This is a genomic window from Coralliovum pocilloporae, assembly GCF_030845175.1.
Classification (GTDB): domain Bacteria; phylum Pseudomonadota; class Alphaproteobacteria; order Rhizobiales; family Cohaesibacteraceae; genus Coralliovum; species Coralliovum pocilloporae.
In genome coordinates, this window is sequence record NZ_CP132542.1 from 772,432 (window position 1) to 788,625 (window position 16,194).

At 54.1% G+C, this 16,194-nt stretch carries 15 protein-coding genes; 5 read left to right on the forward strand and 10 right to left on the reverse strand.

What is annotated here, in order from left to right; translation table 11 throughout:
- Positions 1 to 17 precede the first annotated feature (17 nt).
- The 3 genes from flbD (at position 18) to RA157_RS03690 (ending at position 4,443) form a co-directional block, all read left to right on the forward strand.
- A complete protein-coding gene (gene flbD / locus RA157_RS03680) occupies positions 18 to 1,397 on the forward strand; it encodes a sigma-54-dependent transcriptional regulator FlbD (protein WP_350335125.1) in 1,380 nt (459 codons plus the stop codon).
- Positions 1,398 to 1,431: 34 nt separating this feature from the next.
- Positions 1,432 to 3,546 carry a flagellar biosynthesis protein FlhA gene (gene flhA, locus RA157_RS03685; protein WP_434058467.1) on the forward strand — a complete coding sequence of 705 codons (2,115 nt, stop codon included), beginning with the start codon at positions 1,432 to 1,434 and terminating at the stop codon, positions 3,544 to 3,546.
- 90 nt (positions 3,547 to 3,636) lie between these two features.
- Complete coding sequence (locus tag RA157_RS03690) at positions 3,637 to 4,443, forward strand: pentapeptide repeat-containing protein (protein WP_350335126.1); 807 nt, start codon at positions 3,637 to 3,639, stop codon at positions 4,441 to 4,443.
- A gap of 4 nt (positions 4,444 to 4,447) precedes the next feature.
- Here RA157_RS03690 and RA157_RS03695 read toward each other — a convergent pair whose 3' ends face one another.
- From RA157_RS03695 to fliI, 3 genes are all read right to left on the reverse strand, one after another.
- Positions 4,448 to 4,888 (reverse strand): paraquat-inducible protein A, encoded by a 441-nt coding sequence (locus RA157_RS03695; RefSeq protein WP_350335127.1) that lies wholly within the window; start codon positions 4,886 to 4,888, stop codon positions 4,448 to 4,450.
- A 137-nt stretch (positions 4,889 to 5,025) separates the two neighbouring features.
- Positions 5,026 to 5,436, reverse strand: coding sequence for a flagellar export protein FliJ (gene fliJ / locus RA157_RS03700; protein ID WP_350335128.1), 411 nt, complete (start codon positions 5,434 to 5,436; stop codon positions 5,026 to 5,028).
- Positions 5,437 to 5,467: 31 nt separating this feature from the next.
- Entirely contained in the window at positions 5,468 to 6,790 is a 1,323-nt protein-coding gene (fliI, locus tag RA157_RS03705; protein ID WP_350335129.1) for a flagellar protein export ATPase FliI, read from the reverse strand.
- Positions 6,791 to 7,171: 381 nt separating this feature from the next.
- Here fliI and ctrA point away from each other — a divergent pair, with 381 nt between their 5' ends.
- The gene (ctrA, locus tag RA157_RS03710; protein WP_350335130.1) at positions 7,172 to 7,873 is read left to right on the forward strand and encodes a response regulator transcription factor CtrA; all 702 of its coding nucleotides are present in this window, start codon (positions 7,172 to 7,174) and stop codon (positions 7,871 to 7,873) included.
- Positions 7,874 to 8,032: 159 nt separating this feature from the next.
- Here ctrA and RA157_RS03715 read toward each other — a convergent pair whose 3' ends face one another.
- From RA157_RS03715 to RA157_RS03745, 7 genes are all read right to left on the reverse strand, one after another.
- Positions 8,033 to 8,902: a CheR family methyltransferase gene (locus tag RA157_RS03715; protein WP_350335131.1), complete on the reverse strand. Its 870-nt coding sequence runs from the start codon at positions 8,900 to 8,902 to the stop codon at positions 8,033 to 8,035.
- Positions 8,899 to 10,113 (reverse strand): protein-glutamate methylesterase/protein-glutamine glutaminase, encoded by a 1,215-nt coding sequence (locus RA157_RS03720; protein WP_350335132.1) that lies wholly within the window; start codon positions 10,111 to 10,113, stop codon positions 8,899 to 8,901. The genes RA157_RS03715 and RA157_RS03720 overlap by 4 nt, the downstream gene beginning before the upstream one ends.
- 27 nt (positions 10,114 to 10,140) lie before the next feature.
- Positions 10,141 to 10,506 carry a response regulator gene (locus RA157_RS03725; protein WP_350335133.1) on the reverse strand — a complete coding sequence of 122 codons (366 nt, stop codon included), beginning with the start codon at positions 10,504 to 10,506 and terminating at the stop codon, positions 10,141 to 10,143.
- A gap of 26 nt (positions 10,507 to 10,532) precedes the next feature.
- Positions 10,533 to 11,006 (reverse strand): chemotaxis protein CheW, encoded by a 474-nt coding sequence (locus RA157_RS03730; protein ID WP_350335134.1) that lies wholly within the window; start codon positions 11,004 to 11,006, stop codon positions 10,533 to 10,535.
- Entirely contained in the window at positions 11,003 to 13,783 is a 2,781-nt protein-coding gene (locus RA157_RS03735) for a hybrid sensor histidine kinase/response regulator (RefSeq protein ID WP_350335135.1), read from the reverse strand. The genes RA157_RS03730 and RA157_RS03735 overlap by 4 nt, the downstream gene beginning before the upstream one ends.
- Before the next feature lie 258 nt (positions 13,784 to 14,041).
- Positions 14,042 to 14,683 carry a histidine phosphotransferase ChpT gene (gene chpT, locus RA157_RS03740; RefSeq protein WP_350335136.1) on the reverse strand — a complete coding sequence of 214 codons (642 nt, stop codon included), beginning with the start codon at positions 14,681 to 14,683 and terminating at the stop codon, positions 14,042 to 14,044.
- A 176-nt stretch (positions 14,684 to 14,859) separates the two neighbouring features.
- Positions 14,860 to 15,357: a YHS domain-containing (seleno)protein gene (locus tag RA157_RS03745; protein ID WP_350335137.1), complete on the reverse strand. Its 498-nt coding sequence runs from the start codon at positions 15,355 to 15,357 to the stop codon at positions 14,860 to 14,862.
- A gap of 129 nt (positions 15,358 to 15,486) precedes the next feature.
- Here RA157_RS03745 and RA157_RS03750 point away from each other — a divergent pair, with 129 nt between their 5' ends.
- Positions 15,487 to 16,065: a DUF1134 domain-containing protein gene (locus tag RA157_RS03750; protein ID WP_350335138.1), complete on the forward strand. Its 579-nt coding sequence runs from the start codon at positions 15,487 to 15,489 to the stop codon at positions 16,063 to 16,065.
- Positions 16,066 to 16,194: the final 129 nt, after the last annotated feature.

The following is a 16,194-nucleotide window of genomic DNA, read 5'->3' on the forward strand; positions in this document are numbered from 1 at the left end:
ATGACGGAGTAAAAGAGATGAGACTGCTGATCGTTGGAACACTTCAGGGCCAGTTGTCCGCGGCGACCAAGATCGCCATGGATCGTGGTGCCAAAGTCATGCAGGCCATGTCTGTCAATCAGGGGCTTGAAACGCTCCGGTCAGGTCGGGGTGCCGATCTTGTCATGGTCGATGTCAATCTGGATATCGGGCAGCTGATCGAAGGCTTGTCCAACGAGCATATTCATGTGCCTGTTATTGCCTGCGGTACAGAAGCCGATGCCCATGCAGCGGTTGCCGCAATCCGGGCCGGTGCCAAGGAATATGTCTCTCTCCCGCCTGATCCGGAAATCATTGCAGCTGTTCTGGCCGCGGTTTCCGACGATGACAGCGCCCTGATCGTCCGCGATGCGGCAATGGCTTCTGTTGTTCAGCTGGCCGAGCAGGTGGCACCATCAGAAGCCAGTATTCTGATCACCGGCGAATCCGGCACCGGCAAGGAAGTCCTCGCCCGTCACGTCCACAAGAAATCTACGCGAGCCAGCAAACCGTTCATCTCTGTCAACTGCGCCGCCATTCCCGAAAACCTGCTCGAGTCTGAGCTTTTCGGTCACGAGAAAGGTGCTTTTACCGGTGCGATAGCACGCCGTATCGGCAAGTTCGAAGAAGCTGATGGCGGTACACTGCTACTGGATGAAATCAGCGAAATGGATGTACGTCTGCAGGCAAAGCTGCTGCGCGCCATTCAGGAACGGGTTGTTGACCGGGTTGGCGGAACGAAGCCGGTCAAGGTCAATATCCGGATCATTGCCACCTCCAACCGCAATCTGGCGGAAGAGGTCCAGAACGGTACATTCCGCGAAGATCTGCTCTATCGGCTGAATGTGGTGAACCTCAATATTCCGGCCTTGCGCGACCGACCCGAAGACATCATCACACTGGCCAATCATTTTGTGCGCAAATATGCGAAAGCCAACGGGCTGCCGCCACGGACTATCTCGCTTGACGCCAAACGGCAACTGTCAGCCGGTCGCTGGTCCGGCAATGTGCGTGAACTTGAAAACACCATGCACCGTGCCATTCTTCTGGCCATGGGAGACGAGATTGGCCCGGAAGCCATCCGCAGCCCCGACGGCAGTCGTCTGGACGACGTGATGATCGGAACGGCCACAGGCCCGGCGGCTCAAGTGGTGCTGACCGCAGAAGCCGTAACCCGCAGCATGGTGGGCCGGACCGTTGCCGCAGTAGAACAGGAGCTGATCCTTGATACTCTGGATCATTGCCTCGGCAATCGGACCCACGCCGCCAACATTCTTGGTATTTCCATCCGCACCCTGCGCAACAAGCTCAAAATCTACGCAGATGACGGGGCATCGATTCCCGCTCCGGGCGAAAGCCGCATGGCTGCAGGTTTCTAGAACCAGATCTCCGATCGAAACAGGATCCAAATAAATGTCGGATACAGCGGCAGGCGAAGGCGGTCAGGGCGGGTTCAGCATTCTGAACATGATTTCAAAGCGCGGCGATATCGGCCTTGCGCTTGGCGTCATGGTTATTCTCGTTGTCCTCATCATGCCGCTTCCGGCTGCTGCTCTGGACTTGTTTCTGGCCATCTCGATCATCTTTTCCGTCTTGATCCTGATGACCTCACTGTTCATTCAGACACCACTGGAATTCTCCGCCTTCCCAACGGTTCTGCTGATTGCAACAATGATGCGGCTGGCACTGAACCTCGCATCAACACGACTGATCCTCGCCTATGGCCATGAAGGCCCGCATGCCGCAGGAAACGTGATTGAAGCCTTCGGCAATTTTGTCATGCGCGGCAATTTTGTTATCGGGATCATCGTTTTTGCTATCCTGATCATTGTCAACTTCATCGTCATCACCAAGGGTTCCGGGCGTATCGCCGAGGTCGCAGCCCGTTTCACTCTGGATGCAATGCCCGGCAAACAGATGGCGATTGATGCCGACCTATCAGCTGGCCTCATCAACGAAGACGAAGCACGCACCCGCCGTAAGAACCTTGAAGATGAATCAGCTTTCTTCGGTGCCATGGACGGTGCCTCGAAGTTTGTGCGCGGTGACGCCATTGCCGGCCTCTTGATCACCTTCATCAACGTGATTGGCGGCATTATAATCGGCGTTGCGCAGCAGGACCTGAGTATGGGTGAAGCCGCACAAAGCTACACGCTGCTGACGGTCGGCGACGGTCTTGTATCCCAGATCCCTGCGCTCATCGTTTCAACAGCCGCTGGCCTGCTGGTTTCAAAAGCCGGCGTGAGCGGCGCAGCTGACAAGGCTCTGGTCAAACAATTGTCGGGCTACCCCAAGGCGCTCGGCATGTCCGCCTTTGTGATGGTCATCATGTCGGTCCTGCCAGGCATGCCTATGCTGCCGTTTCTCTTTCTCGCAGGAGGTGCTGGCTGGCTGGCCTGGTATGCCGACAAGCAGCACAAGGCCGAAGCGGCTCAGGCCGCGTTCAAGAAAGCTCAGGATGAGCAGGCTCTGGTGGAAACCGAGGCCAAGGAACCGCCAATTACCGACACACTCAAGATGGACGATCTCCGGCTTGAGCTTGGCTATGGGCTTCTGACACTGATTAACGGCAAAAACGGCCAGGATATCCTCAGCGAACAAATCAAGGCTTTGCGTCGTCAGTTGGCCACTGACATGGGCTTCATCATGCCCTCTGTCCGTATCCTCGATAACGTCCAGATGCCGCGCTATGACTACATCATCAAGGTGAAGGAAGTCGAAGCCGGTCGCGGTATGGTCCAGCCGGATCAGTTCATGGTCATGGATCCGCAAGGCAACGAGATCACCCTGCCCGGCGAGAAAACCACCGAACCCACCTTCGGCCTGCCTGCCACCTGGATTGACGCCAGCCTGCGCGAAGAAGCGGCGATCAAAGGCTACACTGTGGTGGATGCGCCAACGGTTGTTGCAACTCATATCACTGAACTCATCAAGGGCCATATGCCTGAGCTTCTGTCTTACGCGGACGTACAGAATCTGCTCAAGGAGATCCCGGCAGAGCAGCAGAAACTGGTGGAAGATATCGTTCCGGGCCAGATTTCGATTTCCGGCATCCAGCGTATCCTGCAGATGCTGCTAGCTGAGCGCGTTTCTATCCGCGACCTGCCGACAATTCTCGAAGGCATTGCAGAAGCCACCGGCTTTACCAACAATCTGCAGTCAATCACCGAGCACGTAAGAGGTCGTCTGGCCCGTCAGATCTGCGCGGCCAGCCAAGCCCCGGGTGGTTATCTGCCAATCCTGGCCATGACACCGGACTGGGAAATGGCCTTTGCGGAGTCCCTGGTTGGCGAAGGAGATGACCGTCAGCTTGCCATGGCACCCTCAAAACTCCAGGAGTTTGTGGAGGTCGTTCACAAGGCCTATGAAGACGCTGCTCTCCAGGGAGAAGTTCCGGTTCTGCTGACAAGTCCTGGCACCCGGACCTACATCCGGTCGATTGTCGAGCGGTTCCGCCCAATGACAACAGTCATGTCACAAAATGAAGTTCACCCCAAAATGCGCCTGAAAACGGTAGGTATGGTGTAAACTGGAGCTCTGTTTTTCGCCCCGAACAAGGGATGAAATGGTCAAATTCATCCCCATATAAAACCCAGATAGTGATCTGAGGAGATCTGGATGAAGACCGCAGTCTTTGCGTTGATAACCGCTGCTTTGACAAGTACCGCAGCAGCCGTGGACCGCGCCGATGTATTGGCTGCCGGTGGATGTGAGAATTGCGACCTCAACCTCATGACCCTGAGGGAAGTCAATATCAAGAACGCCAACTTCTCTGGTGTCATCTTTCGCGAAGCTGATTTGAAAGAGGCAAAACTGCCCGGCGCGAATTTCAAGGGCGCAGACCTGAGGCGCACCGAGTTTGAAAAGTCCGTTCTGACTAAAGCCATCTTTGATGGTGCCCAGATGCGCGGCATTGATCTGGAGAAATGTAACCTCGAAGAAGCGAGTTTCCTTGATGGTGTCGATCTCCGCTCAGCGGATATGGCCGGGGCCAATTTAAGCAAGGCACAATTTACCGGTGCAGACATGCGGGACGCTCATCTTCGGCGTTCTGACATCACCGATGCCAATTTCAGCAATACGAAACTGGTCAAATCCGATTTTGAGCGGGCAAATGGTCCGCGCGCCAACTTCTCCGGGTCTGATCTAAGTGGATCAGACCTCAGCCGCATCAAGGTGGCTGGTGGCTCATTCCGCGGAGCCAATCTCCGCCATACAGATCTGTCCCATGGTGATTTCAGAAACACCGATCTGACGGACGCTAATCTGTCTTACGCGATTATGCGGCAGACCAATTTTTCCGGCGCCAATCTGGAAGATGTAAGCGGCCTGAGCCAGTCTCGGCTTGATGTGGCTTGTGGAGATGAGAACACCCGTCTGCCTGATGGTTACACCATCAAGATCTGCAGTTCTTCGAAATACTGAAGCCCTACCGGCGGATAAGAACACTGCACAAGGCTGCGCCGATTGCAGAGCCGCTGTAGAACCACAATCCGATCTGGGATGAAGCAACCGCAAGGCCACTGGTCTTGGCGGCGAAAATAACCAGTGCCACAAGCAGCACATCCATCATCGACCATTTGCTGACCAGAGAAACGAGACGCAGCGCCCGTGCCTTGCGCGCCTGAGCGCGCTCAAAGGACGCAAGAAAGAGCGCAAGGATCTTCAATCCGGGAAACAGAACGGAAAACAGGAAGACAAGCAGAGCCAGGCCACCTTCCCCATCCGCATGCAGGCCCAGAATAACCTGAACAAGCGATGGCTCTTCTGTGAAGACCAGCAGTCGGTCCAGCCGCATGATCGGCAACACCAGGCCAAGTCCGAAACTCACGCTGATCGCAAAAAGAATAACAGGAAGAATGCTGATCATGGTATCAGGCCCGCAATACGACCGAAGGGTAGAATCCACCCTTGCCCGGGCTTCATAATAGCCCGGAGCCAGATCAGTCAATCGAACGAAACATCGTCAGGACTGCAAAACGTCAGAGAAACACGCCCTGACGCAGCCTATCTTGAGCGAGCCCGCCGCGCGGCAACTTCATCCACTGACGCCTGTTCAACCCGCTCCTGCTCCAGCCGTGCCTGTTCCTGGTCACGGGCTTCCAGCAGTTCGAACTTCTTCAGTTCTTCAACCGCTGCCTGGAGCTCTTCCTGAGCATGATCAAGCTGAGCTTTCAGGTCATCAATGGAGACCTGCAGATTGTCTCGGCGCTGCATCGCGGCCTTCGCAAAGGTCGGATAGGCAAAATGCGCCACGTCGTGAATACCGGCCTTTTCCTGCTCATCAACAATCTGCTGATCGAGCTCTCTGGCCATACGCTGGAAGTCATCCATCATGACTTCGATCTGTGATACCTGCCGCCGCTTTTCGTCGACTTGAAATCGCTTCAAGCGGATCAGGGTCTCTCGTGACTTCATGACTCAATACTCCTAGTCGTGAGATCCCAAATCAAACACCATCCTCGAGTATCTCCTGCAGAAGACGATAGCCATCCTCAAGAGATGCGGCCGCCTCACTCTTGCTTTGCCTCAGATACGTTTCAAACGCATCGTTCAACTCAAGAGCCCTGTCGACCGTTGCATCAGATCCCTTCCGATACGCACCGAGCCGGATCAACTCCTCCATATCCGCATAAGCAGACATCAGGCGCTTGGCCTCTTGTACAACAGGCCAGAAATCCGGATCGGCAGAACCGGGAAGCGTACGCGAAACCGACTTCAATACATTAATTGCCGGGTAGCGTCCGCGTTCAGCGATCCTCCGCTCCATAACGATGTGACCATCCAGAATACCACGCACTGCATCAGCCACAGGTTCGTTATGATCATCACCTTCCACCAAAACAGTAAAGAGTCCGGTAATAGATCCAGATTCTTTTGGTCCGGGCCCTGCTCTCTCCAGCAAACGCGGCAATTCACTGAACACGGTAGGGGTATATCCGCGCGTGGTCGGCGGCTCTCCGGCAGCCAGACCAATCTCTCTCTGCGCCTGAGCAAAGCGGGTCACGCTGTCCATCATACAGAGAACATTCAGTTTCTGATCCCGGAAATATTCCGAGACAGCCAGAGTAAGGTAGGCCGCCTGGCGGCGCATAAGCGGTGTTTCATCAGACGTGGCCACGATCACCACGCTGCGCTTCAAACCTTCTTCACCCAGATCGTCCTCAATGAATTCCTGCACCTCTCGGCCACGTTCACCAATCAGACCGATAACAATCGTATCCGCGAGCGCATGCCGGGCAAGAATCGACATCAGAACAGATTTACCAACTCCGGACCCTGCAAAGATCCCCATGCGCTGGCCGATACTGCAGGTCACGAAAGTGTTAAGAGCCCGAACACCCAGATCAAGTGTGCCTCCGACCCGCCCGCGCGAATGAGCCGTCGGTGGCTGAGCCCGCAATGGATAGGCCTCAGCCCCATTCAGCAGAGGCCCCTTTCCATCAATGGGTTCACCCATGGCATTGAGCACCCGCCCCCGCCACAGATCACTGGGGCTGACTGTTGCGGCGTCTGCCTCAAGATAGGCTTCACATCCCCGGCGCACCCCCTCAAGTGGCGCAAAAGCAAGGCAAAGCGCCTTGTCACCCTCAAAACCGACCACCTCCACCTGGATAATCTGATCACCGGTGGAGCGAATAGCGAGACGCGCACCAATGCTCATGGCATGCACCGGACCAACGATTTCAACCAGCAGGCCCTGCACGGAAACAACGCGCCCGAACGTCCGGGTCGTCTTCATCTGTCCAATCGTGTGAATGAGTCCGTCCAAGCGATTCGCTCTTTCCGTTAACTTTTTTGCCCGTTGGTAACGATTCGTTTACGACCTGCGTTAATGATAGTTGATAAGGGCTTAAAGTCGATGAAGTCCAGTGCCGGAACCACGAGGGCGGGGAAGGCACGAGTCCGAAGAATCAGTTAAGAATTTTTCTTAAAGTAAAATGTTAAGAATTTTTCGACCTGATTTTTCAGCCTTTTCAACAGATTAGGCAGGATTATACACTTTATCGACCGAAACCCTTGCGGACGCGAATCAGTTTTTGTTAACCATTAGGAAGTAGCGTTTCATAATTGGGTTAACCGAAGTCCTTTCGCGCCAGCCGCTTACTTGGCCTGTGCGCCAAGCCCAGGATAGGCAGATAAGGGGATTGGCATGCGTGTTCTATTAATTGAGGACGATAGCGCCACTGCACAGAGCATCGAATTGATGCTCAAGTCTGAGAGCTTTAACGTTTACACGACCGACCTCGGTGAAGAGGGGGTCGATCTTGGAAAGCTGTATGATTATGACATCATACTGCTGGATCTCAACCTGCCGGACATGTCCGGTTATGAGGTGTTGAGAACCCTGCGACTGTCCAAGGTCAAGACTCCTATCCTCATCTTGTCCGGTCTTGCAGGCATTGAAGACAAGGTGCGTGGTCTCGGCTTTGGAGCCGATGACTATATGACCAAACCATTCCACAAGGATGAGTTGGTCGCCAGAATTCACGCCATTGTACGGCGTTCCAAGGGTCATGCTCAGTCGGTCATCCGTACCGGCGATCTGACCGTTAACCTGGACGCCAAAACGGTTGAAGTGAACGGCCAACGTGTTCACTTGACCGGCAAGGAATACCAGATGCTTGAGCTTCTGTCCTTGCGGAAGGGAACTACCCTCACCAAGGAAATGTTCCTCAACCATCTCTATGGTGGCATGGATGAGCCAGAACTGAAGATCATCGACGTCTTCATCTGTAAGCTTCGCAAGAAACTTGCTGCGGCAACAGATGGACGGAATTACATCGAAACGGTTTGGGGTCGCGGTTATGTGCTGCGCGAACCGGAAGATGAGTCGATGAAAGAGAGCGCTTAAACACAGCGTTTTCGACCAGAGTTGATCAAGGCCGTGACAGTTTCACGGCCTTTTTCTTTGCCTGGAGCCACCGGAGAATTTTGAATAGCACAACAAAAACCGCCGGCCCTGTGAAGAACCGGCGGTCTGTAACATTAGATATTCGATGTTGCCTTCAGGTCAGATACGTCCACCTGAAATCGCCCGGAGTGGCCGTGGCTCGCTCTTATCAGAAGAGGCTGGGGCCAGGGAATACAGCCCACGCGTACCGGCCACAGGCTTGAACCGGTCCGTCAGACCGACCACCGTCTCAGCAGCACCGAGGACCAGATACCCGTCTTCTGGCATCTGCTTGGCAATCCGCTCCAGAATGTCAATCTTCGTGGCCTGATCAAAATAGATCAGGACATTGCGGCAGAACACCACATCAAACTTTCCGAGCGACGTGTAACTGTCCAGCAGATTGAGAACCCGGTACTGAATCATCGCCCGCATATCCGGGTTGATTCGCCAGAGCTCACCTTCTTGGGTGAAATATTTCAGCAGGAGCTGAATAGGCAGGCCACGCTGCACTTCAAACTGGGTATAAACACCGCTTTTTGCTTTCTCCAGAACCTGGGTGGACAGATCCGTACCAATCATTTCAAACGACCAGCCCGAGGCCTTCGCACCCAGTTCTTTGAGACAGATGCCAAGCGAATACGGTTCCTGACCGGTGGAGGCGGCAGCGCACCAGATACGCAGCTTCTTCTGCATCCGGCGTTTTTCCATCAACTCCGGCAGCATCACATCCGTAAAGTTGTCAAACGGCGTCTTATCACGGAAGAAAAACGACTCATTCGTCGTCATCGCTTCGATAACCTGACCCGCCAAAGACCCTCGTGGATCCGTCTTGATCTTTGCAGCTAGCGTGTCAACAGAATCCAGATTGGCCTTCCTTGCGATCGGCATCAGACGGCTCTCGATCAGGTACTGCTTATCATCGGCAAGCACCAGACCGGATCGCTGTTTCAGGAATTCCTGAAGGAACTTGTATCCTGTCGCATTCATGGCCGTCCCCCCTTCAGAACGGTTTCTATTGTTGTTGCAATCTTGTCCAGAGGCAGAACGGCTGAGCACATTCCGGTTTGGGCCGCTGCGCCCGGCATACCCCAGACAACACTGGTTTCTTCATCTTGTGTCACGACCGACCCGCCAGCTCCGGCAATCATCTTGACCCCCTGGGCACCGTCATGTCCCATGCCGGTCAGAATGAGACCAAGTATGGCACTGCCATAGGTAGCCGTGATGGATTCGAACATCGGATCAACAGCCGGCTTACAGAAATTCACTGGAGGACCGTCATTCAGTTCAATCGTTGGCGTGCCGCCGATCGATTTAATCAGCATATGCTGGCCGCCGGGCGCGATGTAGATACGACCAGCCTGAACCTGCTCGCCATGCTCACCTTCCCGTGCTTCCACACCGGTTGCCTTGGTGATGTGCTCGCCGAGAATACGGGTAAAGGTTGGCGGCATATGCTGGGTAATCACGATCGGAACAGACCGCAGAACCGTTGCGGAGATTCCCTTCAGCACCGTTTGCAGAGCCTGAGGTCCGCCTGTCGAACTGCCAATCGCCAGAACGCGCGGACGAACGGATGAATATGGCCGGAGAGAAATTGCCGCCGATGCGCCAGACTGACCGGGTAACGTTGCGGCTGCAGCAGGCGCCCGCGCTGATGCGGGAGCAGCTGGTGCTGCAGGCCTTCCCGGCGCAGCATTGGTAGATCCAAAATCCGGCTGTGCCAGGCCAAGCCGCTGGCGCCGCCGGGCACCAAGTGTCTTCACTTTAGCCGTAAGATCTCTGCGGAAGCTCGCTGAGGTGGAAATTTCACTGTTGGATTCCGGCTTCGGAATATAGTCACTTGCCCCCAGAGACAGAGCACGCAAGCTGATTTCCGCGTTTCTCTGCGTCAGGGTTGAGGACATGATAATAGCGACATTGCGACGCTTCTGGATCAACAGCGGCAATGCTGTCATGCCGTCCATCTCCGGCATGTCAATATCAAGAACGATAACATCGGGCTCACAGCGGTCTACATCATCAACAGCAAGCTTGCCGTTGCGGTGACTGCCGACAACGCTGATGCCCTGCTCCTCTTCGAGCCACCGCCCGATAAGACCGCGAATGACAACGGAATCATCAACGACCATGACACGCAATGAGTCAGTCCCCTGCGCAGTTGCAGCAGCGGTTGCTCCAGAAGTTCCGGTTACCATCTAATCAATCCAGGTTTGTCACAAAGCTCAGATCAGGCCGACTTCATGAAATTTTGCTTCAACAATTTCGCGGTCAAACGGCTTCATTATGTATTCATTGGCACCCGCTCGAATGGCCTTTGCAATATGGGCCACATCATTCTCCGTCGTGCAGAAGACGACCTTGGGTGCTTCACCACCATCAATGGCTCGAAGTGCCTTGAGAAACTCCAGACCGTCCATGACAGGCATGTTCCAGTCGAGCAGAACGGCATCCGGCATGTTGTCGCGACACTGATCAAGCGCCTGGCGGCCATCTTCAGCCTCGGAAATCTCAAACTTGAGATCTTCAAGGATACGACGGGCCACCTTTCGGATGACGCTCGAATCATCAACTACAAGACAATGTGTCATTTAGGTCTCCCTGACCTGCACTTCAGTTAAGCGGCAATCGCATCGATCATGGCGCCAAGAACCCGCTCCACATCGAGAATGACAAGAAGCTGGCCATCCAGACGATGAACACCGGCTGAAATTTCAGCCCAGCGCGGATCAAGGTTTGCCGGGTTAGCCTCACGTCCGGATACCGGAAGCGTCAGAACCTCACCCACACGATCAATGATCAATCCGTACGATTCACCTTTATATTCAATGCCGACCGCCATCTGACCGGCACCTTCAAGAACCTCGTGAACGTTCAGTCTTTCACGCATGTTGATTGCGGTGACAATCCGTCCACGCAGGTTCAACACGCCTGCGACTTCTGCCTGCGCCAGCGGCACCCGTGTCATGTTCTCGGGAACGAACACATCATGGACTTTCTCGATCGGAAGTCCGAACAGCTGGTCAGAAATGACCACGGTCACATATTGTGTGGTTTCACCGTCAATTGCATTTTTCTGGTGGTCACTCATGCTGCCATCCCCATTTCAACAGTCTGTTCTTTCAGCGCCGCGATCAGACCTGGTCTGTCGAACTTCGCAACATAGTCATTGAAGCCGGACTGCCGCGCCCGCTCAATCGCCGCAGGCGATGTGAGAGAGGACAGAGCAATCACTGGCACATTGCGGAGGCGTTCTGATCTGCGGAGGATCTCGGCAAACTCAAATCCGTTGATTTCCGGCATCTCGATATCGCTGACGATCACATCAAAGTGGCGACCTTCATCAAGATGCGCAATGGCCTCCTTGGCAGATGCACAGATCGTCACGGAGTAGCCAGCGGACTTGAGAACCGGACCCAGCATGTTCCGGAAGAAGGACGAGTCATCAACAAACAGCAGAGACTTGGTCAGCGCATCTTCAGACATTTCCTTGCGCTGCAGCCAGTCTTCAAAGGCCATCGGCAGATAATGCCCGACATCGATCACTTCAGTCGCTTTGCCCTTGATCACTGCAGAGCCAAGCACACCGGCTGTGTCGGACTGGACTTCAATGTTGAGTTTGTCTTCGACGATATCAACGATTTCATCGACCACAAGGCCCATGGAGCGCCCGGCGTCAGTGAACACCAGCATCGGCTGTGTGCCTTCCTGCTTCAGCGTCACGGACGGGTCAACATAGACCAGCGGCATCAAGGCACCGCGGTACTGAACAAGGTCACGTCCGGTCGAGCGTTCAATGGTTTCCACATCAAACTCTTCAAGGCGTGTAACCAGAGACAACGGCACCGCTTTCGGTTCCGAAGACCCGGCACGGAAGAGCAGCATGGAGAGCATGTTGCTATCGGCAATGGAGACTTTCTCCTGCTCATCGCCAATTTCTTCCAGATCAGTGCCAACATGGGAACCAACCGCCTGGGCAATACCGTTCGGATCAATAATCATGATCACGCTGCCATCACCCAGAATGGTGTTACCTGAGAACATCGTCAGGTGCCGCAGCATGGTCGCCATCGGCTTGACCACGATTTCCTCAGTGTGGAAGACGCCATCGACAACGATGCCGAATGTCTGGGAGCCGACCTGCATGACCACGATGAAACCTTCATCCTTGGCCATCAGGGTTTCGGTATCCGTCTCACCGGCAATCGCATCCGGATGCTCGATATCAAGCAGAGCCCGCATATGGATGAGCGGCAGCAGCTTGTTACGCAAACGCAGAACCGGCGTATCCTTAATCCGCTCGATCTTCAGATCGGAGTTCGACTGAACCCGAACCAGCTCAACCACGGAAAGCTGCGGAATTGCGAAACGGTCACCGGCTGATTCGATAATCAGGGTCGACACAATCGCCAGCGTCAGCGGGATCTTGATCATGAAAGTTGATCCCTTGCCGGGAATAGACTTCAGATCGACTGAGCCGCCAATGATCTCGATATTGTTGCGGACCACATCCATGCCAACACCGCGACCGGAAACATTGGTCACTTCCTTGGCGGTGGAGAAGCCGGCTGCAAAGATAAACTTGTTGACCTGCTGGTCGTTCAGCTTTTCAAGTTCAGCCTCCGTGACAACACCGTTCTCGACAGCTTTCTTTTTGATGGCGTCCGTATTGAGGCCCCGGCCATCATCAGCGATCTCGATGATGATATGACCGCCTTCATGATACGCAGCCAGTCGGATTGTACCTTTTTCAGGCTTGCCAGCAGCGCGACGCTCATCAGGCATTTCAAGACCGTGATCCGCAGAGTTACGTACCATGTGGGTCAGCGGATCTTTGATCAGATCCAGAACCTGGCGGTCAAGTTCGGTCTCAGCGCCGACCATGTCCAGTTCGATCTGCTTATCAAGTTCCTGAGCCAGGTCGCGTACAATACGCGGCAGTTTCTGCCATGCATTGCCAATCGGCTGCATGCGCGTCTGCATGACGCCTTCCTGCAGTTCGGCTGTCACATTGGACAGACGCTGCAGCGGCACCTTAAATTCAGAATCTTCATGACGGCGAACAATTTCAAGCAGCTGGTTTCGGGTCAGCACCAGCTCGGACACCATCGTCATAAGATGTTCAAGCGTCTCGACATTCACACGAATGGACTGGTTGGAAACACTGGCACCCTTCTTGTCGCCAGCGGCCTTTTCAGGCTTCTTCTCAGCCTCAGCCTTTTCGCGTGCAGCAGCCGCTTCCGCTTCCATCTTGGCGGCTTCCGCCATCAGGCTGCCCGCATCAGCAACGGCTTCCGCAGCAGCTTCCTTCGCAGAAGCATCCGGATCAAATCCGTCAAGACCAGGCGTTTCCTGGAATACCCGCTCAAGCTCATCCAGAGGAACCTCGCCTGGCTTCAGTTCACGCTCAGCAACCTGGATATTCAGATTCTCTTCAACTTCAGGCTCTGGTTCAGCAGCTGGCGTCGGAGCTTCATGAACGGTGACAGCCTCACCCAGAGCCATTTTCTCAAGCTCCGAGATCAGGTCTGTATCAACCCCTTCCGGCTCGGTGCCTTCATTGGCTTCCAGCTCTTCCAGCAGCGCCTTAATGCGATCGATACTGGCGAGGATCAGAGAGACCGCCTCAGGTGTTACAGCAACGCCATCCCTGAACTTGCCCATCAGCGTTTCCGCCGCATGCGCCAATGATTCAAGTCTTGGCAATCCAAGGAAACCACAGGTTCCCTTGATTGTGTGTACCAGCCTGAAGATGTTGTCCAGAATCTGAGCGTTATTCGGTTCTTGTTCGAACTTGACGAGCTCTACATCAACAACATCAAGGCTCTCGTTCGTTTCCATCAGGAACTCACGAAGGAGATCATCCATTCTCGCACCCCTACCCAAACAGTTCGTGCTACAGCACAGAAATCGAAACGACTTCTGTAAGCCTGTTTCAGGATCAAGTGTCGAGCCAAAGAGTTAAGATAGATTGAAAGGATCAACCAATATTTGATTTATATACGCTTGCTGAAAATGAATGTCAGAACCGGATACATAAGAAAGTATTAACCATGTAAATAGCGCAAGCATCTCCATCGGACACTTGCGCTATCAAACCAAACAACTCAAAGTTCTAAATTCGGCTCACGCAGCATTCCGCGCTTCAATCCGAACCTGCTCCCCTTCAATGCTCATTGAAAGCTTGATTCCCGCTTCTCTCGCGAGGATACCCGTGTAAACCGGCTGAATGGAATGAGCATCAACAGTGCCGTCTGGTGGTGTTCCATCCAAAAGGGCTTCAACACCGTTTGGAATACGGGCGTGAGGACCGGTACATTCGATAACGAACTCCGCTCCCTTTTCATTGTCTTCAAGGCGAACGGCAATCGTACCGCCGCGCGGAACTGCGGAAATTGAAATCAAAATCAGATTAAGGACCAGCTTGACCCGGTTCTTGGGAACCAGAAGCCGCGGTCCTTCCCAGCTCAGGTCAGCTTTTTCAGACAGCATATAGCCCTTGGCTACGGATTCAGCATCACCTGTATCGATGTCTGCCCCAACAGATCCGGCCGCGCCAAAGGCAATTCGGGCGAACTGCAGCTTCGCTGAAGCCTGACGCGCGCTCTTGTGGATGAGGTCCATGGCGAACTCGCGCATATCCTCAGCCCCGTCCTCCTCAAGCACCTCCAGACCATTCGTAATAGCGCCAACCGGAGAAATAATGTCGTGACAGATCCGGCTGCACAAAAGGGCGGCGAGTTCATGGGCGGATATATTGAGCGTCATTATTCTGACCTGTTTTCTGTTCCTGATTCGGGAGCTATCCTAGGATATAGACCCGTTAATTTCATCTATTCTGTTATGACATCCTGAACTCACTGCGTGACGCTCACACTTCAGCAAAAGTATAGAGCGTGTCGCGTGAAACCCTTTCGGCGCAACTGGTTTTAGGGTTCTGAACCCTAGTGCACCAACAGCTTTCGCAATTTCGGCCAACCCTTTTCTGACAGTTCACAATGGTATTTCGGTTTTTGCAGCCAGACATACCGATTGGCTTCTGAATAAAAGAAGTAGAGCCTGTTGTTATACCGGGTCCAGATCTGAGGGCTGCCGGGCGTCAGTCGCCCGCGCGCTGCAGCCATGGCACCATAGCCACCAAGACGCGGCGCATAAACCTCGGGATCATGCCGGAATGCCTCAAGGTTACCTTCATTTGCAAAAAGCCAGACAACCCCGCACCAGACGAGCTGATGACGGTCTTTTCCTTTGCGCGCCTTGTTATCGACCGTATAGGCCACAGCGTCATAGCCACCAATCGCAATCGCTGTCCGAGGGTCATGGACATAAAGTTCCGATGTTGCGTTCAGAACACCAGGCCGCGGGCATGCGGCATAAGCTCCTGCTGAACCCAGAAGCCAGAACAGTGTCATTGCAGCTATAAAGCGGGCACGGCCTGTCATGATCTCACCAATTTATCGCACTAATACGCGTCGTCAGAACCCTAAGCTCTGAGTCGTGAGTGTTTCGTTAACCATGATCCGGCACATATGAGTGAGCCAGGGGGCGGATCAAAGACGGAGAAGTTTCTGATGAACAGATCACGGATCGCATCATGCATGCTGACGGCATTTCTGTATCTTGCCGCGGTCTTCATTATTCCGCTGCCGGCGTTTGCACAGGCGCCTAATCAATATACCAGCCAGCAGCTGGTCGCGAAGGGACACGAGTTCTTCGGGACTGTCGCAGGTGGTTTGGCCGGTGTCATTGAGGAAGCCGTATCCAGATACGGCCAGCCAAATGGCTATGTTCTCGGCGAAGAAGGCTCTGCAGCAATTATTGGTGGCCTGAGATATGGAGAAGGGCATCTGCACACACAGGGTAATTCCCGAAGGAAAGTCTATTGGCAGGGGCCATCCGTTGGTTGGGATTTTGGTGGTGACGGTGCCCGCACCATGATGCTGGTCTATAACATGCGCAGCACAGAAGACATCCACAAACGCTTTGTCGGCGTGGCTGGTTCCGCCTATCTGGTTGGTGGTTTTGGCATGACTGTTCTGAACAATCACGACATATATGTTGTGCCGATCAAGGCCGGTGTAGGTGCTCGCCTGGGTGTTAATGTGGGCTATCTGAAGTTCACCCCCAGCGCAACCTGGAACCCGTTCTAACCAGGCGTAAAAGCAGCAACAGCCCCTGGGATTCACCAGGGGCCTATTACGCTTTGTTATTTCACCACTTTTCCATTATAAGAGCCTAGGCTCAGGATCGGGCTGTTTCGTTGTAGAAGTGGGCAAATA